This is a genomic window from Staphylococcus sp. FW104-15G4D (assembly GCF_058790135.1).
The window spans coordinates 86,312-110,554 of the sequence record NZ_JBYTCH010000004.1; the positions used below are offsets into that span (position 1 = coordinate 86,312).

Here is a 24,243-nt window from a genome sequence, read left to right on the forward strand (position 1 = left end):
GTTTATAAAGGCTGATATATCAAGCCTTTATTTTATCTAACATCGTTATAAAAACTTAGATTTTTATAGCGAAATTTGATACAATTTGATGATGAATGAGTATTAAGGAGGCTTTTATTTAATGACTAAAGTTACACGTGAAGAAGTTGAACATATTGCTAATTTAGCTAGACTTCAAATTTCTTCTGAAGAAACAGAAGAAATGGCTAATACCTTAGAAAGTATTTTAGATTTTGCGAAACAAAATGATAGTGCTGATACTGAAGGTGTTGAGCCAACTTATCACGTATTAGATTTACAAAACGTGTTACGTGACGATAAAGCAATCGAGGGCATTCCTCAAGAATTAGCATTGAAAAATGCAAAAGAAACAGAAGATGGACAATTTAAAGTGCCATCCATCATGAATGGGGAGGACGCTTAAGATGAGTATTCGCTATGAATCTGTTGAAAAATTAACAGAAATGATTAAGAACAAAGAAATTAAACCTTCTGAAGTTGTTAAAGATATTTATGCAGCTATTGAAGAAACAGACCCAACTATCAAATCTTTCTTAGCTTTAGATAAAGAGAATGCTATTAAAAAAGCAGAAGAACTAGATGATTTACAAGCGAAGGATCAAATGGACGGTAAATTATTTGGTATTCCTATGGGAATTAAAGATAATATTATTACCAAAGATGTAGAAACTACATGTGCGAGTAAAATGCTTGAAGGATTCGTACCAATATACGAGTCTACTGTAATGAACAAATTACATGGAGAAAATGCCGTACTTATTGGTAAATTAAATATGGATGAGTTTGCAATGGGTGGTTCAACTGAAACATCTTACTTTAAGAAAACGTTAAACCCATTCGATCATACAGCAGTACCTGGAGGTTCTTCTGGTGGTTCAGCAGCAGCTGTTGCAGCAGGTTTAGTACCATTTAGTTTAGGATCTGATACAGGAGGTTCTATCAGACAACCAGCAGCATATTGTGGTGTCGTAGGTATGAAACCTACATATGGACGTGTATCACGTTTTGGTTTAGTGGCTTTTGCTTCTTCTTTAGATCAAATTGGTCCTATTACACGCAACGTTAAAGATAACGCAATTGTACTTGAAACAATTTCAGGTGTAGATGCAAATGATTCAACTAGTGCACCAGTAGAAGATGTTGATTTCACTTCAGATATTGGTAAAGATATCAAAGGTCTTAAAGTAGCTTTACCTAAAGAATACTTAGGAGAAGGTGTAAGTGAAGAAGTCAAAACGTCTGTTAAAGAAGCTGTTGAGACGTTAAAATCTTTAGGTGCTGAAGTAGGAGAAGTTTCATTACCTAACACTAAATATGGTATTCCTTCTTATTATGTAATTGCATCATCTGAAGCATCTGCAAACTTAGCTCGTTTTGATGGCATCCGTTATGGCTACCATTCAAAAGAAGCTCAATCGTTAGAAGAGTTATATAAAATGTCAAGATCTGAAGGCTTCGGAGCTGAAGTTAAACGTCGTATCTTCTTAGGAACATTCGCTTTAAGCTCAGGTTACTACGATGCTTACTATAAAAAGTCTCAAAAAGTGAGAACATTAATTAAAAATGATTTTGATAAAGTATTTGAAGAATATGATGTAGTGGTAGGACCAACTGCGCCAACAACTGCATTTAATTTAGGCGAAGAAATTGATGATCCATTAACTATGTATGCAAATGATTTACTAACAACACCAGTTAACTTAGCTGGTTTACCTGGTATTTCTGTTCCTTGCGGACAATTTAACGGACGACCAATTGGTTTACAATTTATCGGTAAACCTTTCGATGAAAAGACGTTATATCGTGTAGCTTATCAATATGAAACACAATACAACTTACATGACGCATACGAAAAATTATAAGGAGTGGAAACCATGCATTTTGAAACAGTTATAGGACTTGAAGTTCACGTAGAGTTAAAAACAGACTCAAAAATGTTCTCTCCATCACCAGCACATTTTGGAGCTGAACCTAACTCAAATACAAATGTTATCGACTTAGCATATCCAGGTGTATTACCGGTTGTAAATAGACGTGCAGTAGATTGGGCTATGAGAGCTTCAATGGCTTTAAATATGGATATCGCTACAAATTCTAAATTTGACCGTAAAAACTATTTCTATCCTGATAATCCAAAGGCATATCAGATTTCTCAATTTGATGAACCAATTGGTGAAAATGGTTATATTGATATTGAAGTAGATGGAGAAACTAAACGTATTGGTATTACACGTCTTCACATGGAAGAAGATGCGGGTAAATCAACACATAAAGATGGTTATTCTCTAGTTGACTTAAATCGTCAAGGTACGCCTCTAATTGAAATTGTTTCTGAACCTGACATTCGTTCACCTCAAGAAGCTTATGCTTATTTAGAAAAGTTACGTTCAATTATTCAATATACAGGTGTTTCTGATTGTAAGATGGAAGAAGGTTCACTACGTTGTGATGCTAATATTTCATTACGCCCTTATGGACAAGAAGAATTTGGTACCAAAACTGAATTGAAAAACCTTAACTCATTTAACTATGTAAGAAAAGGTTTAGAATATGAAGAAAAACGCCAAGAAGAAGAATTACTCAATGGTGGCGAAATTGGGCAAGAAACACGTCGCTTTGATGAATCAACTGGTAAAACTATTTTAATGCGTGTTAAAGAAGGTTCTGATGATTATCGTTATTTCCCAGAGCCAGATATTGTACCTTTATATGTTGATGAAGAATGGAAAGAACGTGTACGTCAAACGATTCCTGAGTTGCCAGATGAGCGTAAAGCTAAATATGTGAATGATTTAGGTTTACCTGAATACGATGCACATGTCTTAACACTTACCAAAGAAATGTCAGATTTCTTTGAAGGTGCCATCGAACATGGTGCTGATGTTAAGTTAACGTCTAACTGGTTAATGGGTGGCGTAAATGAATATTTAAATAAAAATCAAGTCGAATTACAAGATACACAATTGACACCTGAAAATCTTGCAGGAATGATCAAATTGATTGAAGACGGTACTATGAGTAGTAAAATTGCTAAAAAAGTCTTCCCAGAACTTGCAGAAAATGGTGGAGATGCTAAACAAATTATGGAAGATAAAGGTTTAGTACAAATTTCAGATGAAGCGACGTTATTAAAATTCGTTAATGAAGCTTTAGATAATAATCCTCAATCTGTAGAAGACTATAAAAACGGTAAAGGCAAAGCTATGGGCTTCTTAGTTGGACAAATTATGAAAGCTTCAAAAGGCCAAGCTAACCCTCAAAAAGTTAATGGTTTATTAAAACAAGAATTAGATAAACGCTAATCCGTCACATATCATTTTCAAAGCTTCTATTACATGTCAACAAACATGTGATAGAAGCTTTTTTAGATTAAAAGATCCAAATAAACATCTTTGATGTTAAAATTCTTAAAAATAAAATCATTTTGAGCCTCTCTAAAATTAATATTGTCGATAAGTTGAGAGAATTAGTAATAAATACTTTTAACTGATGTTTAAATCATTTAATATAATGTATGAGTATATGAAGTCGAGGGATTAACTATGAGAAAACGTGCAAGAATTATATATAACCCGACATCAGGGAAAGAACTATTTAAACGCGTATTACCAGATGTATTAATTAAATTAGAGAAAGCTGGCTATGAAACAAGTGCGTTTGCTACTGAGAAAGCTGGCGACGCAACAATAGAAGCGGAAAGAGCATTGAGTAGTCATTATGATTTGTTAATTGTAGCAGGTGGTGATGGTACTTTAAATGAAGTTGTTAATGGTATCGCTGAGCAACCAAATCGTCCTAAATTAGGAATCATTCCAATGGGCACTGTCAATGACTTTGGGCGTGCATTACATTTACCAAATGATATTATGGGTGCTGTTGATATTATCATAGAGGGTCATACTACTAAAGTAGATATCGGTAAGATGAATAACCGTTACTTTATTAATTTGGCAGCAGGAGGTAGACTCACTCAAGTCTCTTATGAGACGCCAAGTAAACTTAAATCTATTGTTGGACCTTTTGCATATTACATTAAAGGGTTTGAAATGTTACCACAAATGAAGGCTGTAGATATTCGTATTGAATATGATAATAAGGTATTCCAAGGGGAAGCATTGCTCTTCTTACTTGGTCTGACGAATTCTATGGCAGGATTTGAAAAGTTAGTACCTGATGCAAAATTAGACGATGGATATTTCACTTTAATTATTGTGGAAAAAGCCAATTTAGCTGAGCTAGGACATATCATGACTTTAGCTTCCCGTGGTGAACATACAAAACATCCTAAAGTAATTTATGAAAAAGCTAAGTCAATTAATATTTCATCATATACCGAAATGCAATTAAATGTTGATGGTGAATATGGTGGTAAATTGCCAGCGAATTTCTTAAATTTAGAACGTCATATTGAAGTATTTACGCCTAAAGATGTCTTTAATGAAGAATTATTAGATAATGGTTCAACACCTGATATTACCACTGAAAAGCAGTAAACTATAACTGAGCAATTAGAATATTAATAAGAAGGTTAGGAGACCCAGAATTGATATCCTAACCTTTTTGTATGTGGGGGAAATATTTTGGAAACATTAAAAAAGAATGAGGTGCATACTGGAAAAGTTATCGATTTAAGGCATGAAGGGCATGGCGTTGTAAAAATTGATCGTTATCCAGTGTTTGTGCCTAATGCTCTTATAGAAGAAGAGATAGAATACAAATTGATTAAAGTGAAAAAGAATTTTGCAATTGGTAAACTTCTTGAAGTAAAAAATAAAAGTAAAGATAGAGTTGAGCCTCCTTGCGTATATTATTACAAATGTGGTGGATGTCAGTTGCAACATATGACTTATCAAGCTCAATTAAATATGAAAAAAGAACAAGTTGTTAATCTATTTCATCGTAAAGGTCCTTTCGAAGATACACCGATTCAGCCTACGTTAGGAATGGAACAACCATGGAGATACCGTAATAAATCTCAGATTCCAGTAGGGAAAGATAAAGATAATAAAGCTATCATGGGATTCTATAGACAACGAAGTCATGACATTATCGATATGGATAGTTGTCTAATTCAAGATGAACAACACCAAAATATTATGAACTATGTAAAACATTGGTTTAATGAACTTAATATGAGTATCTATGATGAAAAAAATAAAAGAGGTTTAATGAGGCACTTAGTCATTAGAACGGGGTATCATACTGATGAAATAATGGTCATCTTTGTTACAAATGGTAAGAAATTTAAAAATGCGAACGTATTAGTGCAAAAACTTATCTCAGAATTTCCAAATATAACAAGCATTAAACAAAATATTAATGATACGCATTCAAATGTCATTATGGGACCTCAATCTGTAACGTTGTATGGTAAAGATAAAATTGTTGATGAGTTAAGTGAGGTTACATTTAATATATCAGATCAATCCTTCTATCAAATAAATTCTGCCCAGACTGAGAAACTCTATCAAAAAGCGATTGATTATGCTCAATTAACAGGAGAGGAAATTGTATTAGACACTTATTGCGGTATTGGTACAATAGGTTTGTATATGGCTCCTCAAGCTAAGCATGTTTATGGTGTTGAAGTAGTACCATCTGCTATTAAAGACGCACAGGAGAATGCGACTAAAAACCAATTAAACAATACGACTTTTGAATGTGGGAAAGCTGAAGATGTTATTTTAGAATGGAAAGCACAAGGAATAAAACCTGACGTAGTGATGGTTGATCCACCAAGAAAAGGTTGCGATGAGACGTTTATTAAAACGTTGCTCAAATTAAATCCCAAACGCATTGTATATATTTCCTGTAATCCATCTACTCAACAAAGAGATGCGCAATTATTATCAGATAATTATCATTTAGTTGAAATAACTCCAGTGGATATGTTCCCACAAACAACACATATAGAAACTGTGGCCTTATTTGAACGCAAAGAGAATTAAAAAATCTCAAAGATAGAATACAATTAATTGCAAATGTGTATTGAATGTTAAGGTATTATTACAAGCAACTTACTTTCTTGAAAAGAGTCTTTTTTAACCAAATTAAAAGATGTATACTATGGTTGAAAAATAGCGAATTGGAGGGTTGGTTGTGCATAAAATAGATTTATCAGAGAATAAATTTCAACTTCAGCGATTTATTTTATTGCAAATTGTATTTGGATTATTTGTCGTATTATTTACTTATAAATGGGCTTATAAAGTGACTCATCTGATTGAACAAAATATAGTGATGAACCTGTTCTATGGATTCATAGGTTTTATTATATTATTAATTGTTCATGAGCTTATTCACAGATTACTATTTATACTATTTTCAAAAGGTGAAAAACCTTCAATTAAATACAATAAACGATCCATCATCATGCAATTCTCCAATACATGTTTTAATAGATGGCAATTTACAACAATTATGTTAGCGCCACTTGTGATGATTAGTTTAACATTACTTATACTTATTCAAATGTATTCTTACTCATCACTCATTTTCATGTTTAGTATACATATGAGTTACTGTATGATAGATGTATTTCTAGTAGCACTTGCATTTACTAGTAAATTTAAATACGTTCAAAAATATGATGAAGGATTATACTTATATCAAAGTAAACCAACCCAAGCAAATCATGAATAATAGATTAACCACTTGTTCAAATAGACGAGCAAGTGGTTTTTATTATTGAAACCATTCTAAAGCATACATTTTAAAGTGTGCACAATACATGTAAAATATTTATTTAAAGCGTATAATAATATCAAGCTATTTTAAAAAATGGAAAGTGAGGTGAGACTTTGGCAGAGAGAAGGATTATTCACATTGATATGGATTATTTCTTTGCGCAAGTAGAAATGCGAGATAATCCTCAACTTAAAGGCAAACCAGTCATTGTAGGGGGTAAAGCGAGTCATCGTGGCGTAGTATCAACTGCATCTTATGAAGCAAGGAAATATGGTGTGCATTCAGCAATGCCAATGTCTCAAGCTCATAAACTTTGCCCAAATGGATATTACGTAACTAGTCGTTTTGGTGCATATAGAGAAGTTTCACAACAGATTATGGATATCTTTCGAAGTTACACAGAAATTGTAGAACCTATGTCATTAGATGAAGCATATTTAGATATCACACATCTCGTTCGACCAGATATGCCCGCGTCTAGAATTGCGAACTATATTCGACGTGATATCTACGAACAAACGCAATTAACTGCTTCAGCTGGTGTATCATATAATAAATTTTTAGCTAAATTAGCGAGTGGAATGAATAAACCAAATGGTATGACCGTTATAGACTATCAAAATGTACATGAGATATTAATGAATTTAGACATAGGTGAATTTCCTGGAGTTGGGAAAGCTTCAAAGAAAGTTATGCATAATAATGGCATCTACACTGGGCAAGATTTGTACGACAAAGATGAATTTGAACTAATTCGTCTATTCGGGAAAAGAGGCCGCGGTTTATATAATAAAGCTAGAGGTATTGATAACAATGAAGTGAAAGCTACCCGAGTGAGAAAATCAGTAGGAACTGAGCGCACCTTTTCAACTGATGTAAATGATGACGATGAAATTTTGAGGAAAGTATGGGAACTTTCTGGTAAAACTGCAGAAAGATTAAACAAATTACAGAAATCCGGTAAAACAGTAACAGTAAAAATTAAAACCTTTAAATATGAGACGTTATCGAAACAAACAAGTTTAAGAGATTCTGTTCAATCAGAAAACGACATTTATAATATAGCTTATACACTCTATAATGATTTAAAAGATCCTGATATACCTATTCGACTTATAGGCGTAACAGTGGGAAATTTAGAGCAATCAAGTTATCGAAATATGACAATATATGATTTTATATAAAAATAGGCTGATGTTCACTTAGTTATAGTGTACAATCAGCCTTTATCTTTAAGATTCTTACCGTAGATTGAAAGCATACTTGGTAAATCATCATAGTGTTTGAGTAACCTAAATGTAATCATTGCACACGCTTTAGCATCATTGAGTGCGTCATGATGACCGTGGAAATCTAATTGATAATGATTCATCAAATGCTTAAGACCATACCTGTAAGCATCAATTGTTCGTTTGGCTAGCTGATATGAACAAAAATAAGTCATCGAAGGTGTTTCAATATTTAAGCTTTTTAAACTCTGATGTAAGACATTCATATCAAAAGCCGCGTTGTGTGCAACAACAGGTAATTCATTTATGAATTTAAGCATATAAGGGTAAACATATTCAAAACTTGGTGCATCTTCAACGTCCTCAGGTCTAATACCATGAACATTTATATTTGTTTCAGTAAAGTAATCAAAGGGGTTTACTAGTGTGTAGAATGATTCAGTAATTTGATTATTGATGACTTTAACCATACCAACTGAACAAATACTCGTACGCTTACCATTTGCGGTTTCAAAGTCTAACGCTACAAAAGCATTATCAGCCATTCATATTTTCCTTCCTGTATCATTTTCAATTAATATAAATTCTTTAATTATATATTTTATAACACTTCTTTTTACTTTCCTAGTAAAGTGGTTTTAATTTGCTCTACTTTTATAAACTAACTCTAATTTCATTAGTTAAAATTTGTAAGTTCTTGTAAGTTCTATAGATGTTTTCTTAAATAATATATATAAAATTAGCCCAACCATGCGTTTTAATGAATCACATGATTGGGCTATAAGGATATGTTAATAACTAAGGTTAATGTCATAGTTATCATATCTTGTTGAATTTAAGACAAGAGTTACGAATTATTCTTCGTCAAAAGAGCGATTAGCAAGTTCTTTCTCATATAAGTATAATGTATTGCAATCGTCACCGATACGAGTTAAGTAATCAATGTGTGTTTCGAATGTTGATTCTTCTTCAACTTGTTCATCTAAGAACCAATTTAAGAATGAAATTGTAGCATAGTCTTTATCTTTATGCGCTAAATCAGATAGGTTATAGAAACGTTTAGTAACATCTCTTTCTTGTTCTAAACCATCTTTAAATGTTTCTAAAATAGATGAGAATTCTACTTTAGGAGCTTTAATTGTATCAAAAACTGCATGTTCACCGCGATCGTTAATATAATCATAGATTTTTTTACCGTGGAATCGTTCTTCTTTAGCTTGTTCAATGTAGAAGTTAGCAAAACCTTCATAAGATTCTTTATCGCAATAAGCTGCCATTGCCATATAAGCATGAGCAGAGAAATATTCGTGGTTCATTTGTTCGTTTAATGCTTCAAGTAATTCTTTACTTAACATCTCATTCACCTCTTATAAAAATTGAATTAATTAATTACATATATGAGTATAACAAACCTTTTCTCAATAGTAAATAATAATTATTCTAATATAGAGATAACCATTCTCATTTACAGATTAAAATTATTCTAATCTGCAAAACGGCCATTCTTTTCGAATTGAGAATCTTTTTTGTTATACCCTTTACATGTTATAATTATGCGAGTGGAATTAAGAGGAGGAAACGCATGAGACAATGGACTGCAACTCACATGGCTAAGTTAGCTCGTAAGGCAAGCAGAGCTGTTGGTAAGAAGGGAACAGACTTGCCAGGGCAAATCGCAAGACGTGTGGATCAAAATATATTAAGAAAATTGTCTGAACAAGTTGATGATATCGTATTTATTAGTGGTACTAATGGTAAAACAACAACATCTAACTTAATAGGGCATACTTTAAAAGAAAATCAAATTAAAATTATTCATAATAATGAAGGTGCAAATATGGCTGCAGGGATTACGTCTGCATTCATTATGCAAATTTCAAAAGACACTAAAATTGCTATCATTGAGATTGATGAGGGCTCAATACCTCGAGTTCTTAAAGAGGTTACGCCATCAATGATGGTATTTACAAACTTTTTCAGAGACCAAATGGATAGATTTGGCGAAATAGATATTATGGTAAATAATATAGCGAAATCAATAAGCAATAAAGGTATTAAATTATTATTAAACGCTGATGATCCATTCGTAAGTCGATTGAAAATCGCAAGTGATTCTCTAGTATATTATGGTATGAAAGCACATGCACATGAATTTGAACAAAGCACCATGAACGAAAGTAAATATTGCCCAAATTGTGGACGATTATTACAGTATGATTATATTCATTATAATCAAATTGGTCATTATCATTGTGAATGTGGATTTAAACGTGAAGAACCTACATATGAAGTTTCAAATTTTGAAGTTTCACCATTTATCAATATGACGATTAATCATTTTACTTTTAATATGAAAATTGCGGGTGACTTCAATGCATTTAACGCTTTAGCGGCATATTCAGTTTTAAGAGAATTGGGACTTAATGACGAATCAATTCAAAAAGGTTTTGAAACATATACTTCTGACAATGGCCGTATGCAATATTTTTCTAAAGGGAATAAAGAAGCAATGATAAATCTTGCTAAGAACCCTGCAGGAATGAATGCTAGCTTATCAGTTGGTGAACAGCTTGAAGGTAAGAAAGTTTATGTGATTAGCTTGAACGATAATGCTGCGGATGGCCGTGATACATCATGGATTTACGATGCTGACTTTGAGAAGTTAAGCAATCAAGATATTGAAGCTATCATTGTTACTGGTACACGTGCTGAAGAACTACAACTACGTTTAAAACTTGCTGAAGTGGATGTTCCTATAATTGTTGAGAATGATATCTATAAAGCTACGGCTAAAACAATGAACTATACATCATTTACGGTAGCTATTCCAAATTATACTTCTTTAGCGCCGATGCTAGAGCAATTAAATCGCTCATTTGAAGGAGGTCAGTCGTAAATGAATGAACTAACGGTATATCATTTTATGTCTGATAAATTAAATTTATACAGTGACATTGGGAATATCATCGCACTAAAACAACGTGCTAAAAAGAGAAATATCAAATTAAATGTTTTAGAAATTAATGAAACAGATGGTGTAACATTCGATAATTGCGACATATTCTTCATTGGTGGCGGAAGTGATCGAGAGCAAGCTCTTGCAACTAAAGAACTCAGTAAAATTAAAACCTCACTTAAAGAAGCAATTGAAGATGGCATGCCAGGCCTAACAATTTGTGGTGGTTACCAATTCTTAGGAACGAAGTATATTACTCCTGATGGAACAGAACTTGAGGGATTAGGAGTTCTTGATTTCTATACTGAGTCACGAACTGACCGTTTAACAGGTGATATTGTGATTGAAAGTGATACATTTGGAACCATTGTTGGTTTTGAAAATCATGGCGGTAGAACATATCATAACTTTGGTACACTTGGACAAGTGACTCACGGTTATGGTAATAATGATACTGATCGTAAAGAAGGAATTCATTACAAAAATCTTTTAGGTTCTTATTTACACGGTCCAGTATTACCTAAAAATCATGAAATGACAGATTATTTACTTGAAAAAGCGTGTGAACGTAAAGGCATTCCATTTGAACCTAAAGAATTAGACAATACTGAAGAAGAAGCAGCTAAACAAGTATTAATTAACCGAGCTAAGAACAGCAAGAATTAAATAATTGTAATTATAATTTAGAGTTAGAATAATAGCTAAAGCAGCTATTCTCTAGCTCTTTTTTATTTTCAACACTTAGGTTGCTTGAACGTCTTTAAAATTTTATTTTAGGACAGTAAAGTGATAGAAGTGTGAAGATAAGAAATATAGGTTTGATATTGTTTTATAGTTGATATACTAAGCGTGTACAAGAGAACTTTACTTTATACAATTTATAGGAGTGAGAAAATGAAAGGTTTTAAAATGATGGGTTTAACTCTTGCAGCATCATCGATTGCTTTTTCACTTTCGCAAGTTGCACACGCTGAACAAATGGTTAATGGGGACAATCACTTATCGAGTTATAATCATCAATCATCATTAAATCAAGATGAATACGTACATAATGGTAATGCCGGTCAAAATGCTTCTTATCTTGCAACTAAAAGTTTTGTTAATGCTTTGGATAATGGGCAGTTAAATTTTAATGGTTATAAGATTGAACAAGATAATGAAGATAATATTGAATACAAGCATGTGTATGATCAAGAAATTAGAACAACAGGTGAGGATACGGCTACAAGTATCAGATTTAAAGTAACAGATCAATCATTGTCTTTAGATCAAATGAAAGATGTTTATCCAAATGATGAATTAAATCATTTACCACACTCAAGTACAGATTCTAATGATGGTGTATATGTATACCATGGCGATAAAATCAAATTACAATTTAAAGTAGAGAACGGTTATGTTACTTCAGTGACAATTGGTCAAGGTGAAACAGAATAATTTTAAAGTTTAGAATAAAGATACCTCAGAACGGTTATGATTAAGTAACCATTCTGAGGTATTTACTGTTGTATTAATTATTTAGCATAGCGAGAATCTAAAATTTTATAAATTAACAGTATCTCATAAATAAGGTGGCTCTTCATTTGATTTTGGTCAAATTCTTCTAAACGCTTCACAGAGGTTTTTAACGTCGAAGCTGATTTCTTGTGCCGTTTAAAACCTCCATGACTTATTATTTCACTAATACTATTACTAATATTTATTATCGCCATCTTTTCTTCTGGAGCGAAAGCAATATGAGTATTTTTAGGTAGATAAATGATATTGGATAGATGAGAGATAAACAAACGATTATTATACGCGCGATTGGTTATTTTATTTAGTAATTTCCAATCATCTTCTTTATTTTTATGATAATGAAGTTCATCTCTTTGATAACTCGTTAAAGTCTCAATCTTTTGAGCAATAATGTTTAATTTTGAAAGTTGTCTATTACTTTTCTCAGAACTAAACTTTCCTAATAATAACTCTTGGCAACGGTTATAAAATAAGTCGTACATTTTTTTCTCAGACATTGATAGTTGGTCTTCAAGTTGTTGATAATATTTAGGGGGCAGAATGATAAAGTTAACTAATCCTGCTGTGACAAGTCCAATAAGAGCGGTTAATAATCTTGAAAAGAAATTAAAATAATACGCTTCATGAATACCAGGAATCATTGCTACTGAAGTGAGTACTGCAACAGTAGTACCAACTTGTAAATTGAATTTCGTACAAACTAAAATGGTAAACGTTGCAGCAAGTGCATAACTTAATGGTGATTGATCTCCAAATATATAGGTGAATACTACAGCAAATAAAGCACCTATAACTGTCGCGGGTAAACGTTTATAGCCTTTCTTAATTGATGCCTTTGCTGTAGGTTCAATAGTTACAATTGCTGTTAAAATAGCGAATATTGGAGTGAGATGAAGCAACATACAAAATAATGATGTTAAAAAAGTTGCAAGTCCTGTTTTAAGCGTTCTAGCTCCAATTATATGTCTATACCATTTTACATTCATAGCTATCTGACCCCTTAGTAGGAAAAGGGAATTCGAAAAGCATATACTTTATACAAATTCTCTTTCTCTAAAAATATTTCATATAAATCTAATTATGTACCATTCAAGTTTAGTATATCAAAAAAAATTTGCTATAATAAGATGAAATAAAATTTAAAAAGGAACGGGATAAAATGATTGTTAAAACTGATGAAGAATTACAAGCATTAAAAGAAATAGGATACATTTGTGCTAAGGTCAGAGACACAATGCAAGCAGCAACTAAACCTGGTGTGACTACACGAGAGTTAGATAATATTGCTAAAGATTTGTTTGAGGAGCATGGTGCAATTTCGGCCCCAATTCATGATGAAAACTTTCCTGGGCAAACATGTATTAGTGTAAATGAAGAGGTAGCCCATGGTATTCCCGGTAAACGTATTATTCGTGAGGGAGACTTAGTCAATATCGATGTATCAGCGTTAAAAGATGGTTACTATGCTGATACAGGCATCTCATTTGTAGTGGGAGAAGCAGATAATCCTCTTAAACAAAAAGTATGTGATGTAGCAACAATGGCTTTTGAAAATGCCATGACGAAAGTAAAACCTGGTGCCAAATTAAGTAATATTGGTAAGGCGGTTCACGCTACAGCACGTCAAAACGATTTAACAGTAATTAAAAACTTAACTGGTCATGGTGTGGGTCAATCGTTACATGAAGCACCTAGTCATGTAATGAATTATTATGATCCAAAAGACAAAACTCTATTAAAAGAAGGTCTTGTTATTGCAGTAGAACCTTTCATTTCATCACGAGCTACATTTGTCACTGAAGGAAAGAACGAGTGGGCATTTGAAACTAAAGATAAGAGCTTTGTGGCTCAGATTGAGCATACAGTAATTGTTACTAAAGACGGTCCATTATTAACTACTAAAATCGATGACTAGGAATTTAAAATACATTTAATATCTTGCGGAGAGTTCTTTACCACTCGTCGGACTAAAGTATGAATTCAATATGGTTCCGGAGCCTATTACGTTAGGTTTCGGAATTGTTTTATACTTAGGTTTAATTAATGACGAGGTGGTACTATGAATTATATGGATTTATATTTACAACAATTTCTCAAATCAACAATTAAAAATAGTATTGATGAATACAAAATGATACTGGATAAAAAATTAAAAAGTATCGAGAGTTATATCAATTATTTAAGTGAGAAAAGAGTTCAATTAAAGAAGTTAATTGACAGTCTCACCCTCTCATTGGAAAATAAATATATCGATATCGTCAATAATCATGACATTTATTGTGCAGAGGAAATTCATGATGTAGAAATTGAAAAAATTAAAACAAAGTTAGATGATATTGAAGCTTATTATGCAAGAATTGAAGCAGATTTACATTTACAATCTAAAGAGAAAATCACTACAGAAAATGAGTGTAACTTAATTTATCATATGAGTGCTGTAGCATAGAAAGGTGGCGAAACATGACGCACAAATATATATCAACTGAAATGTTGATAATTTTTACAGCTTTAATGATTATCGCCAATTTTTATTATATATTTTTTGAAAAAATTGGCTTTCTTCTCGTCTTATTATTAGGATGTGTGCTCGTGTATGTAGGATATGTCTATTTTCATAAAGTAAGAGGTTTGTTGTCCTTCTGGATAGGGGCATTGCTTATTGCGTTTACTCTATTGTCTAATAAGTACACAATTATTATTCTTTTTATTTTCTTAGTGGTACTTATCATTCGTTACTTAATTTATAAATTTAAGCCATTAAAAGTTATTGCAACTGATGAAGAGGTAACGTCACCTATATTTATTAAACAAAAGTGGTTCGGGGAACAACGTACACCAGTTTATGTTTATAAGTGGGAAGATGTACAGATTCAACATGGCATCGGTGATATTCATATTGATATGACAAAAGCAGCTAATATTAAAGAAACGAATACGATTGTAGTACGTCATATTCTTGGCAAGGTCCAAGTGATTGTTCCACTAAACTATAATATTAATCTACATGCGGCTGCATTCTATGGTACTGCTTATTTAGAACAACAATCATACAAAATTGAAAATAACCATATTCAAGTTGAAGAAAAAACTAAAGAAGACAACTATACTGTCAATGTTTACGTTTCAACGTTCATAGGAGACGTTGAGGTGATTTATAGATGAATCACTACTTGAGAGCAATTGGTTCAATGCTAATACTTGTATATAGCATGCTAACTGCTTTTTTATTCATTGATAAGGTGTTCGTCAATATTATTTATTTTCAAGGGATGTTTTACACCCAAATTTTTGGAATACCAGTATTTTTATTCCTAAATATATTAATCATCTTACTATGTATTATCGTTGGCTCTGTGTTAGCGTATAAAATCAATCAACAAAATGATTGGCTTAAGTCACAAATTGAAAGGTCTATTGAAGGTGAAACAGTAGGCATAAATGATCAAAACCTAGAGTTATACAGTGAAACGTTAGAAATTTACCATACTTTAGTTCCTTTAAATCAAGAATTACACCGATTGAGAATGAAAACGCAGAATATGACCAATGAAAATTATAATATGAATGATGTAAAAGTGAAGAAAATTATTGAAGACGAACGTCAACGTTTAGCAAGAGAACTACATGACTCAGTTAGTCAGCAACTATTTGCAGCAAGTATGATGTTGTCAGCGATTAAAGAGTCAAAATTAGAACCACCTTTAGACCAACAAATACCTGTACTAGAGAAGATGGTTCAAGACTCTCAGCTCGAAATGAGAGCATTATTATTACATCTAAGACCTATTGGTTTGAAAGACAAATCATTAGGAGAGGGTATTAAAGATTTAGTCATTGATCTTCAAAAGAAAGTCCCTATGAAAGTTGTTCATGAAATTCAAGATTTCAAAGTACCAAAAGGGATAGAAGATCATTTGTTTAGAATCACCCAAGAGGCTATTTCTAATACATTACGACACTCTAATGGTTCTAAGGTAACAGTTGAATTATTTAATAAAGAAGATTATTTACTACTTAGAATTCAAGATAATGGTAAAGGTTTTAATGTAGATGAAAAATTTGAACAGAGTTATGGATTAAAAAATATGAGAGAACGTGCTTTAGAGATTGGTGCCACATTCCATATCGTATCGTTACCGGATTCAGGTACGAGAATAGAAGTTAAAGCACCATTGAATAAGGAGGATGAATCAAATGGCGATTAAAGTATTGTTTGTTGATGACCATGAAATGGTTAGAATTGGTATTTCAAGCTATCTATCTACACAACAGGATATTGAAGTAGTTGGAGAAGGTGCTTCTGGTAAAGAAGCTATCGAAAAAGCCCATGAGTTGAAACCAGATTTAATTTTAATGGATTTACTTATGGATGATATGGATGGTGTAGAAGCTACTACTGAAATTAAAAAGGATTTACCTCACATAAGAGTAGTAATGTTAACAAGCTTTATCGAGGATAAAGAAGTTTATCGAGCATTAGATGCTGGGGTAGATAGTTATATCTTAAAAACGACTAGTGCGAGTGACATTGCTGACGCGGTACGTAAAACATATCAAGGGGAATCTGTTTTTGAACCAGAAGTACTTGTAAAAATGAGAAACCGCATGAAAAAACGTGCTGAGTTATATGAAATGCTTACAGAGCGTGAAATGGAAATTTTATTATTAATTGCCAAAGGTTACTCTAACCAAGAAATTGCTAGCGCCTCTCATATCACTATTAAAACTGTTAAAACACACGTAAGTAATATATTGAGTAAGTTAGAAGTTCAAGATAGAACTCAAGCTGTTATTTATGCTTTCCAACATAATTTGATTCAATAACTAACAATGAAAAAGGCGAAAGTCACTTAAATAATTGTGACTTTCGCCTTTTTTAAAACGTTATTTATGAATTTTTACCACTATTGTCGTTATCTTTTTTAAATTTATCAACAATTTTATCTTTAAATGTTTCATGATCTTCAGGTTGTTCATTATTTGGATTTTTATCAACGTCATAATTTTCATCTTTATTCACTGGTGTATTGTTATTATATTCATATGTTGTGTCTTCATTATAATGATTTTGGTTGTTATCATCGTGATGAAGAGCTGCTTCTTCAGGTGTGTGGCCTTTGATTACTGTTCTTTGGTGTATAATAGCATTAATTTCTGCACCAATAATGATAATAAAGCTTGTGATATATAACCATAAGAATAAAATAATGATACCAGCTAAACTTCCGTATGTTTTATTATAATTACCGAAGTTTGAGATATACCATCCAAATAAGAATGAACCGACTAACCAAATGATTGATGTAAATAGGGCACCTGGAAGTACAGAGCGTAATTTCGTTTTCACATTTGGTGCCACTGAATATAATACAGTGAATAAAATGATTATTATAATTAGAGGTAAGACGATTCTTACTAAATCAAATACCCATTCTACTTGTTTATCTAATCCTAAAGGTCCAAATAAGAACTTGCTTATTACTGGGCCTAATGTAATGAGCACGATGGCCACTACGAACACAATACCTAATACTAGTGTATATAACACACTTAGAATCTTAAGTACGAAGCCATTTCTAGAATCCTCAACGTCATAAGCGACATTAAATGAATTAATAATCGCAGACATTCCATTAGATGCTGACCAAATGGCTAAGATTAAACCAATTGATAGGACGCCACCATTAGCACTATCAGAAATACCACTAAATATTTTTGTGATTACGTCGGCGGTACTTTGGTCAGGTACATACTGGCTGACCTTTTGATTAATCTGATCAGTGTTAATCGTTATAAACTGTCCCAATAAAGTCAGTAAGAAAATGAGCATTGGGAACATTGCCAACACGAAGTGATAGGTCATTTGCGCTGCTAGTCCTGAAGCATCATCTTTTCCTATTCTATAAATTAAGTAATTGAGGAAATTAGAATCTTTCGTGTATTTGGCAGGTTTATTTAACCTTGATAGAAAGAATACTTGATTCTTTTTCTTAGGTGATTTTGATTGAAACTGTTGAGGTTCAATATATGTACGGTCGACTTTAATCTGTTTATCTTTTTCACCATTTTTTCCTTTCCCATGTTCCTCATGTTCCTTAGCCGAATTTAGGAACTTTGAAGTTGTTTTTTCTTGTTTTGACATAACTATCTCCTTTGCTTAATAAATTCGAGAAATGTATGAAAATATATTCCCAATTTACTATAGATATCAAACAATAAATGTAAAATTTCTTTACTTTTACTAAAAGTATTCTTAACATTTATAGCTAAATATTATTGTTATTCAACATTTTCGCTTAAAATTTATCGAATGACAATAGCTATGAAGCAATTTATGCTCTAGCTACATATGTAGAATTATTTATTTCTCATTGAAGTACTTGTACTTATTATTAAAATTCATAAAAAAACACTGTTAAAAGTAGAGTAAGACTCTAACTTTAACAGTGTTTTAGTTTAAAATTTCATCATTAACCGATTATTTACCTAAACGTTGGTTTTTACGATTAACAAAAGTTTCTTTAGCGTCTTTAATAGAACGCTCTAATTCAGGATTGTTACGACGGATTTCTTCAATCGTATCTTTCCAATACATTACTTCATCTTTAATGCTATTAATTTTAGACGGTTTGCGTGAACGATTACCTTCTTTAACGTCTTTAAATGATTGAGTTAAAGAATTACGTGTTGATTTATCAGCTAATGTTGCAGCACCGCCGATAATAGCACCGATTAAAATACCAGGAATTAATTTATTTTCCATAGTTGATTACCCCTCTTTCAAATTTGCATCTTTGACGATATAGTCAATTAAGTTGTCACAAGATGATTGTACCATTTCAAATACACCTTCAAAATTATTAGTGTAATATGGATCCGGTACATCACTCTCTTCCATGTTACTAAATTCTAGCAATTTGAACAATTGTCCGCGTATATGAGGATTAATTCGTCTTATGTTATCCACGTTACTTTGGTCCATTGCTATAATATAGTCAAAATCATCATCTGGTTCGAATAGTTCACTTATCATATTATCGAAGGGGATATGATGTTCTTTCAATATCGCTTGAGTACCTTCGTGAGGTGGTTCACCGAGATTCCATCGACCTGTTCCTCTTGAGTGAACTGTAATACCTGAAATGCCTCTGTCTTGTAGTCTTTGTCTCATGATCGCTTCAGCCATTGGAGAACGACAAATATTACCGAGACATACAAATGCTACGTCTACCATTTATATTCCTCCAAACTATGTAACTATATCCCCATTTTAAAGAGTATTTAAACAATAAGAAAGTACTTAACCTCAAATTCTATTAAAGTTTAATAAAGTGTGGTAATTTGATAGAATATTGAACAAAAGAGGTGAATCACGTGTCATTATCAAATGAAGAAATGATTGCAGAAATCAGAAAGAAATTAAATATTGTAAATCAAGGTTTACTTGATCCAGATAAATTCCAGTCTTCTAATCATGAAGAAATAACAGAAATACATGAATTTGTAATGTCTAAAGATTCATTTTCACCAAGTGAAGTGACAGCAATTGCAGATCATTTAGGACAACTTAGACAAGATTAGGGGAGGAATCATTATGGATAACTATAATGAAAAGTTAAGACAATATGCAGAATTACTCGTTAAAGTAGGGATGAATGTTCAACAAAATCAACCTGTATTTATTCGTTCATCAGTTGAAGCGTTAGACTTAACGCATTTAATAGTTGAAGAGGCTTATAAAGCTGGTGCCTCTGATGTTCGTGTGAAATATTCAGACTCAAAACTGAAGAGACTTAAATTTGAACATGAAGCTGTAGAGTATTTTGAGAATAGTGATTTAAAACAGTATGATGTTGATGAAAGACTGGATTATGTTGAACGTGGAGCAGCTAACTTAGCACTCATCGCGGAAGATCCTGACTTATTAAATGGTATCGATGGCAATAAATTAAAAGCTTTTCAAGCTCAGTATTCTAAAGGGTTCAAACCATATATGGAAGCGAGTCAGAAGAATCAATTTCCATGGGTTGTGGCAGCCTTTCCTACTAAAGACTGGGCTCGCCGAGTTTACCCAGATATGGATGAAGAAAAAGCTTATGAAAAATTTATTGATGAAGTGTTTGATATTGTACGTGTAGATGGCAATGACCCAATTCAAAATTGGGACAAACATGTTAAATCTTTAAGTGTACATGCCGAAAGACTACAAAAGAAAAATTATAAGGCACTCCATTATATTTCTGAAGGTACAGACCTCACAGTCGGTTTACCGGAAGGACATTTATGGGAAGATGCAACGAGTTATGTCAACGGTGACGGCCAACCTTTTATCGCAAATATTCCTACAGAAGAAGTGTTCACAGCACCTGACAGAAATAATGTGAACGGTTATGTTACTAACAAGTTACCATTAAGTTATAATGGGAATATTATTGATGGTTTCACTTTAACGTTTAAAGATGGTGAAATTATAGATGTTAAAGCCGAAAAGGGTGAAGCGGTGCTCAAAGACTTAATTGAGACTGACGAAGGTTCTAGAAGACTTGGAGAAGTTGCATTAGTACCTGATGATTCACCAATTTCAAATCGCCGTACCATTTTTTATAACACGTTATTTGATGAAAATGCGTCTTGTCATTTAGCAATTGGATCTGCATATGGTTTCAACGTCAAAGGTGGAACTGAAATGTCTACTGAAGAAAAGTTAGCCGCAGGTCTTAACGATTCAAATGTACATGAGGACTTTATGATAGGTAGTTCTGATTTAACGATCTATGGTATCTTACATGATGGTACTAAAGAGTTAGTTTTTGAAAATGGAAATTGGGCAAAGTAAGTAACATTATTGTAGATTTTAACAAGTTTTAGATATAAAAAATAAGATATTAATTACTAGTAGTCTTATTTCTGGTATATCAATATGGGGAGAAATTAAATATGTCTAACGAGAATAGTAAAATGAAAGCAATGTCGGAAGCGAAATGTATTAAAAATAGACAAGTGTTTCCACAAGATACCAATCATCATCATACGATGTTTGGTGGGTCATTAATGGCAAATATTGATGAAATTGCTGCCATTACTGCTATGAAACATGCTGGAGCGCAAGTCGTTACTGCTTCAACTGATTCTGTTGACTTCTTGAGACCTATCAAAACTGGAGATATTTTGTCTTATGAAGCAATGGTTTCTTATGCTGGCACAAGCTCTATGGAAATTTGTGTACAAATCATCATTGATGATGTTTTTAATAATGAGCGCCATTTAGCAGCATTAAGCTTTTTAACATTTGTTGCACTTGATGAAGATGGTAAACCTACAGATGTACCAGGCGTATATCCTGAAACAGATGTAGAAAAATGGTTCCACGAAAGTGCTCCACAACGCGTAGAGAGACGCAAAGAACGTCGCACTGAAAGTAAGAAAACAATCGAATATTTATCTGAAGTCAGACATATTGAAAAATAATATTAATAAAGCCAAAAGAAGATGAACTCATCTTCTTTTGGCTTTTAGCATCTATAATGTGAATTTATTAAGAAAAAATGTGACGCGCATGCATTTCTTTTTCTTTTTGTTTGAAGTCGGTTTTAGGATAATACATATTTTTTACTAATACGTTAGGCCCAAGGCATTGATATTCAGGACAATGGCAGTTGAGTGATTTTGCTAATTCTGAATCTAACCACTGGTCAAATACGTCTGTTAATTTATCTTTCTGTATATTTGAAATTGTACCGTTTTCATCACCGAAATCAGTAACAATTACATTACCAGTAAAAACGTTAACGTTTAATCTACTACGGCCGTCTGGATCGTTTCTCATTGTCACGTTTTTAGCATCTCTTAGTCTTTGCAATAATTTTTGATCATTTTCATCATTGATACATGGATAAATAGGTAAAGTTCCAAATAGCATCCATATATCTTCATCTCGAATATCAAGCAAGTGGTTAATAGCATCTTTCATTTCTTTTAACGAAAGTACATTGAGTTGACTGGCAAAATCAGCAGGATACATCGGATGAACCTCATGACGGCTACATTTCATATCATTTACGATTTCATTATGAATTTTGTCTAAGTAAGGTAGCGTACTTTGATTAAGCATCGTTTCAGCAGAAACAAACATTCCTTGTTCAGATAAAGTGCGAGAGTTATCAAGCATTTGTTCATATAATTTAAGTTTAGCTTTTAATGGTGGTTGCTTCTTCATAGCCCCAAAGCCTACATCAGTAAATTCTTGAATTGTACCCCAGTTATGAGAAATATGCATGACATCGATATATTCAGCTATTTCAAGATATCTATCTTGAGGTAATGTTAAATTAGAATTCATTTGAACATAAATTCCACGATCAAATGCATATTTAAGTAAAGGTTTAACCACATTTTTAATTGATTTCTTAGAGAACATTGGCTCTCCACCAGTAATAGACATCGTTCTTAAATTTGGTATTTCATCAAGCCTACGATAAATTACATCCATTGGAAGGGGGTCTGGATCTTTAGTTTGAAGTGTATAACCAACTGCACAATGGCTACAACGCATATTACAAAGGTTAGTAGTGGTAAATTCGATGTTACTAAGTGTTAACTTTCCATGATCTATAATATCATTGTAAGCTTCCCATGGGTCGTTTTGGATAGAAATAGGTTTTTTGTTTGTCATCAACATTAATAATTACTCCTAAATATAAACTTTCCATCTACTTTGTTTATTATGTAAAAAGTACAGTAAACATTATTAAGATTATATCGCTTTTTGTCAAATTCATGTTAGGATATGATTATCATAAAAAAATCTATACAAAGGAGCGCTTATTTTTAATGAGTGAACAACAAACAATTGATCAAATTAAGACACGTTTAAATAAATTTATTGAGGACATTGACCATGTAAACCCTGATGAAGTACGTGTAGAGGATATAGATGAGTGGATTGGTCTGTTAGATCAATTAGAAGAGAAGGTAAAACAAGTTTCAAAATAAGCCTCATATTTAATTATTGAGTTGGATTTAGCAAGTGTTTGATTATGATGAGCAATCAACACTTGCTTTTTTACCTCATTTTCAGATGAAGAAGCCTCTAAATATAAGTTAGCATCCTAATTTAATGTTTAAACTTGAGTGATCTTGTCTATATAATCACTAGAATTAATTAGAGAAAGGTGATTATTAATTATGACTAAAAAAGTAGCAATCATTCTTGCAGATGAATTTGAAGATATTGAATTAACTAGTCCAAAAGAAGCTATAGAAAATGCAGGATTTGAAACTGAAATTGTTGGAGATACTGCAAATCATGAAGTTGTAGGAAAACATGGCGAGAAAGCTACAGTTCAAGTAAGTATTGCTGATGCTAAACCTGAAGATTATGATGCATTATTAATCCCTGGTGGTTTCTCACCTGACCATTTACGCGGAGATGCAGAAGGACGTTACGGCACATTTGCTAAATACTTCACTAAAAATGTTGTTCCAACATTTGCAATTTGCCATGGTCCATTAGTATTAATTGATACTGATGATTTAAATGGTCGTACATTAACTGGAGTCTTAAATGTACGTAAAGACTTATCTAACGCAGGTGCTCAAGTGGTTGATGAATCAGTTGTAGTTGATAACAATATTGTCACAAGTCGTACACCTGACGATTTAGATGATTTCAATAGAGAAATTGTTAAACAATTAGAAGCTTAATTCTTATTCTTATAAATATCGTATAAGATTTTATATGAGCTATCGGTAAAGTCATTCTTTATCGATAGCTTTTTTAATTAAAAAAAGTCTTAGAAATAGATATGCCATGTTGTTTAGAACTTGCTACAC

General features: G+C 32.5%; 27 protein-coding genes. 20 read left to right on the forward strand and 7 right to left on the reverse strand.

Annotated features, from left to right (window positions below):
* Positions 1–121 precede the first annotated feature (121 nt).
* The 7 genes from gatC (at position 122) to dinB (ending at position 7,892) form a co-directional block, all read left to right on the forward strand.
* Positions 122–424: an Asp-tRNA(Asn)/Glu-tRNA(Gln) amidotransferase subunit GatC gene (gene gatC, locus AC3WQX_RS10770; RefSeq protein ID WP_002435888.1), complete on the forward strand. Its 303-nt coding sequence runs from the start codon at positions 122–124 to the stop codon at positions 422–424.
* A gap of 1 nt (position 425) precedes the next feature.
* Positions 426–1,883 (forward strand): Asp-tRNA(Asn)/Glu-tRNA(Gln) amidotransferase subunit GatA, encoded by a 1,458-nt coding sequence (gene gatA, locus AC3WQX_RS10775; RefSeq protein ID WP_002435909.1) that lies wholly within the window; start codon positions 426–428, stop codon positions 1,881–1,883.
* A 12-nt stretch (positions 1,884–1,895) separates the two neighbouring features.
* Positions 1,896–3,323, forward strand: a complete 1,428-nt coding sequence (gene gatB / locus AC3WQX_RS10780) for an Asp-tRNA(Asn)/Glu-tRNA(Gln) amidotransferase subunit GatB (RefSeq protein ID WP_002435944.1) — start codon at positions 1,896–1,898, stop codon at positions 3,321–3,323.
* A 240-nt stretch (positions 3,324–3,563) separates the two neighbouring features.
* On the forward strand, positions 3,564–4,514 hold the full coding sequence (locus AC3WQX_RS10785) for a diacylglycerol kinase (protein WP_002435922.1): 951 nt from the start codon (positions 3,564–3,566) through the stop codon (positions 4,512–4,514).
* An 87-nt stretch (positions 4,515–4,601) separates the two neighbouring features.
* Positions 4,602–5,969 carry a 23S rRNA (uracil(1939)-C(5))-methyltransferase RlmD gene (gene rlmD / locus AC3WQX_RS10790; RefSeq protein WP_492740200.1) on the forward strand — a complete coding sequence of 456 codons (1,368 nt, stop codon included), beginning with the start codon at positions 4,602–4,604 and terminating at the stop codon, positions 5,967–5,969.
* Between the two features lie 151 nt (positions 5,970–6,120).
* Positions 6,121–6,663: a DUF3267 domain-containing protein gene (locus AC3WQX_RS10795; protein ID WP_023350026.1), complete on the forward strand. Its 543-nt coding sequence runs from the start codon at positions 6,121–6,123 to the stop codon at positions 6,661–6,663.
* 158 nt (positions 6,664–6,821) lie between these two features.
* On the forward strand, positions 6,822–7,892 hold the full coding sequence (gene dinB / locus AC3WQX_RS10800; protein WP_002435885.1) for a DNA polymerase IV: 1,071 nt from the start codon (positions 6,822–6,824) through the stop codon (positions 7,890–7,892).
* A 35-nt stretch (positions 7,893–7,927) separates the two neighbouring features.
* Here the strand turns inward: dinB and AC3WQX_RS10805 are convergent, their stop codons facing one another.
* Entirely contained in the window at positions 7,928–8,482 is a 555-nt protein-coding gene (locus AC3WQX_RS10805; protein WP_023350028.1) for a 3'-5' exonuclease, read from the reverse strand.
* Between the two features lie 309 nt (positions 8,483–8,791).
* Positions 8,792–9,292: an H-type ferritin FtnA gene (gene ftnA / locus AC3WQX_RS10810; RefSeq protein WP_023350029.1), complete on the reverse strand. Its 501-nt coding sequence runs from the start codon at positions 9,290–9,292 to the stop codon at positions 8,792–8,794.
* A 227-nt stretch (positions 9,293–9,519) separates the two neighbouring features.
* Between ftnA and murT the strand changes: the two genes are divergently transcribed.
* The 3 genes from murT to isaB all read left to right on the forward strand — a co-directional run bounded on the left by murT (position 9,520) and on the right by isaB (position 12,330).
* Positions 9,520–10,833, forward strand: coding sequence for a lipid II isoglutaminyl synthase subunit MurT (gene murT, locus AC3WQX_RS10815; protein WP_002435902.1), 1,314 nt, complete (start codon positions 9,520–9,522; stop codon positions 10,831–10,833).
* Entirely contained in the window at positions 10,834–11,559 is a 726-nt protein-coding gene (gatD, locus tag AC3WQX_RS10820) for a lipid II isoglutaminyl synthase subunit GatD (RefSeq protein ID WP_002469718.1), read from the forward strand. It abuts the gene before it with no gap.
* 228 nt (positions 11,560–11,787) lie between these two features.
* Positions 11,788–12,330, forward strand: a complete 543-nt coding sequence (isaB, locus tag AC3WQX_RS10825; RefSeq protein ID WP_023350030.1) for an immunodominant staphylococcal antigen IsaB family protein — start codon at positions 11,788–11,790, stop codon at positions 12,328–12,330.
* Between the two features lie 77 nt (positions 12,331–12,407).
* Here isaB and AC3WQX_RS10830 read toward each other — a convergent pair whose 3' ends face one another.
* On the reverse strand, positions 12,408–13,397 hold the full coding sequence (locus AC3WQX_RS10830) for an FUSC family protein (protein WP_002435886.1): 990 nt from the start codon (positions 13,395–13,397) through the stop codon (positions 12,408–12,410).
* A 173-nt stretch (positions 13,398–13,570) separates the two neighbouring features.
* Between AC3WQX_RS10830 and map the strand changes: the two genes are divergently transcribed.
* From map to vraR, 5 genes are all read left to right on the forward strand, one after another.
* The gene (gene map, locus AC3WQX_RS10835) at positions 13,571–14,326 is read left to right on the forward strand and encodes a type I methionyl aminopeptidase (RefSeq protein ID WP_002435911.1); all 756 of its coding nucleotides are present in this window, start codon (positions 13,571–13,573) and stop codon (positions 14,324–14,326) included.
* 144 nt (positions 14,327–14,470) lie between these two features.
* Entirely contained in the window at positions 14,471–14,857 is a 387-nt protein-coding gene (locus AC3WQX_RS10840) for a hypothetical protein (protein WP_002453601.1), read from the forward strand.
* 14 nt (positions 14,858–14,871) lie between these two features.
* Positions 14,872–15,573, forward strand: a complete 702-nt coding sequence (vraT, locus tag AC3WQX_RS10845) for a cell wall-active antibiotics response protein VraT (protein WP_002435891.1) — start codon at positions 14,872–14,874, stop codon at positions 15,571–15,573.
* On the forward strand, positions 15,570–16,616 hold the full coding sequence (gene vraS, locus AC3WQX_RS10850) for a sensor histidine kinase VraS (RefSeq protein WP_002435929.1): 1,047 nt from the start codon (positions 15,570–15,572) through the stop codon (positions 16,614–16,616). Before vraT ends, vraS begins: the two co-directional genes overlap by 4 nt.
* A complete protein-coding gene (gene vraR, locus AC3WQX_RS10855) occupies positions 16,606–17,235 on the forward strand; it encodes a response regulator transcription factor VraR (protein WP_002469716.1) in 630 nt (209 codons plus the stop codon). Before vraS ends, vraR begins: the two co-directional genes overlap by 11 nt.
* A gap of 64 nt (positions 17,236–17,299) precedes the next feature.
* On the opposite strand, the gene AC3WQX_RS10860 is transcribed toward vraR, so the two are convergent.
* The 3 genes from AC3WQX_RS10860 to AC3WQX_RS10870 all read right to left on the reverse strand — a co-directional run bounded on the left by AC3WQX_RS10860 (position 17,300) and on the right by AC3WQX_RS10870 (position 19,645).
* Positions 17,300–18,553 carry a YihY/virulence factor BrkB family protein gene (locus AC3WQX_RS10860; protein ID WP_002435884.1) on the reverse strand — a complete coding sequence of 418 codons (1,254 nt, stop codon included), beginning with the start codon at positions 18,551–18,553 and terminating at the stop codon, positions 17,300–17,302.
* Positions 18,554–18,889: 336 nt separating this feature from the next.
* Positions 18,890–19,174 carry a hypothetical protein gene (locus AC3WQX_RS10865; RefSeq protein ID WP_002435890.1) on the reverse strand — a complete coding sequence of 95 codons (285 nt, stop codon included), beginning with the start codon at positions 19,172–19,174 and terminating at the stop codon, positions 18,890–18,892.
* 6 nt (positions 19,175–19,180) lie between these two features.
* Positions 19,181–19,645 carry a low molecular weight protein-tyrosine-phosphatase gene (locus AC3WQX_RS10870; RefSeq protein ID WP_002435947.1) on the reverse strand — a complete coding sequence of 155 codons (465 nt, stop codon included), beginning with the start codon at positions 19,643–19,645 and terminating at the stop codon, positions 19,181–19,183.
* A 140-nt stretch (positions 19,646–19,785) separates the two neighbouring features.
* Here AC3WQX_RS10870 and AC3WQX_RS10875 point away from each other — a divergent pair, with 140 nt between their 5' ends.
* The 3 genes from AC3WQX_RS10875 to AC3WQX_RS10885 all read left to right on the forward strand — a co-directional run bounded on the left by AC3WQX_RS10875 (position 19,786) and on the right by AC3WQX_RS10885 (position 21,879).
* Positions 19,786–19,992, forward strand: coding sequence for a DUF1128 domain-containing protein (locus AC3WQX_RS10875; RefSeq protein WP_002435959.1), 207 nt, complete (start codon positions 19,786–19,788; stop codon positions 19,990–19,992).
* A 13-nt stretch (positions 19,993–20,005) separates the two neighbouring features.
* Positions 20,006–21,247: an aminopeptidase gene (locus tag AC3WQX_RS10880; RefSeq protein ID WP_023350031.1), complete on the forward strand. Its 1,242-nt coding sequence runs from the start codon at positions 20,006–20,008 to the stop codon at positions 21,245–21,247.
* Positions 21,248–21,348: 101 nt separating this feature from the next.
* On the forward strand, positions 21,349–21,879 hold the full coding sequence (locus AC3WQX_RS10885; RefSeq protein ID WP_023350032.1) for an acyl-CoA thioesterase: 531 nt from the start codon (positions 21,349–21,351) through the stop codon (positions 21,877–21,879).
* A 67-nt stretch (positions 21,880–21,946) separates the two neighbouring features.
* Here AC3WQX_RS10885 and yfkAB read toward each other — a convergent pair whose 3' ends face one another.
* Positions 21,947–23,083, reverse strand: a complete 1,137-nt coding sequence (yfkAB, locus tag AC3WQX_RS10890; protein WP_162837221.1) for a radical SAM/CxCxxxxC motif protein YfkAB — start codon at positions 23,081–23,083, stop codon at positions 21,947–21,949.
* A gap of 158 nt (positions 23,084–23,241) precedes the next feature.
* Here yfkAB and AC3WQX_RS10895 point away from each other — a divergent pair, with 158 nt between their 5' ends.
* Together AC3WQX_RS10895 and AC3WQX_RS10900 are read left to right on the forward strand one after the other, a co-directional pair.
* The gene (locus AC3WQX_RS10895) at positions 23,242–23,403 is read left to right on the forward strand and encodes an SE1561 family protein (RefSeq protein ID WP_001830395.1); all 162 of its coding nucleotides are present in this window, start codon (positions 23,242–23,244) and stop codon (positions 23,401–23,403) included.
* A gap of 192 nt (positions 23,404–23,595) precedes the next feature.
* On the forward strand, positions 23,596–24,114 hold the full coding sequence (locus tag AC3WQX_RS10900) for a type 1 glutamine amidotransferase domain-containing protein (RefSeq protein ID WP_023350033.1): 519 nt from the start codon (positions 23,596–23,598) through the stop codon (positions 24,112–24,114).
* The last annotated feature ends 129 nt before the right edge of the window (positions 24,115–24,243 follow it).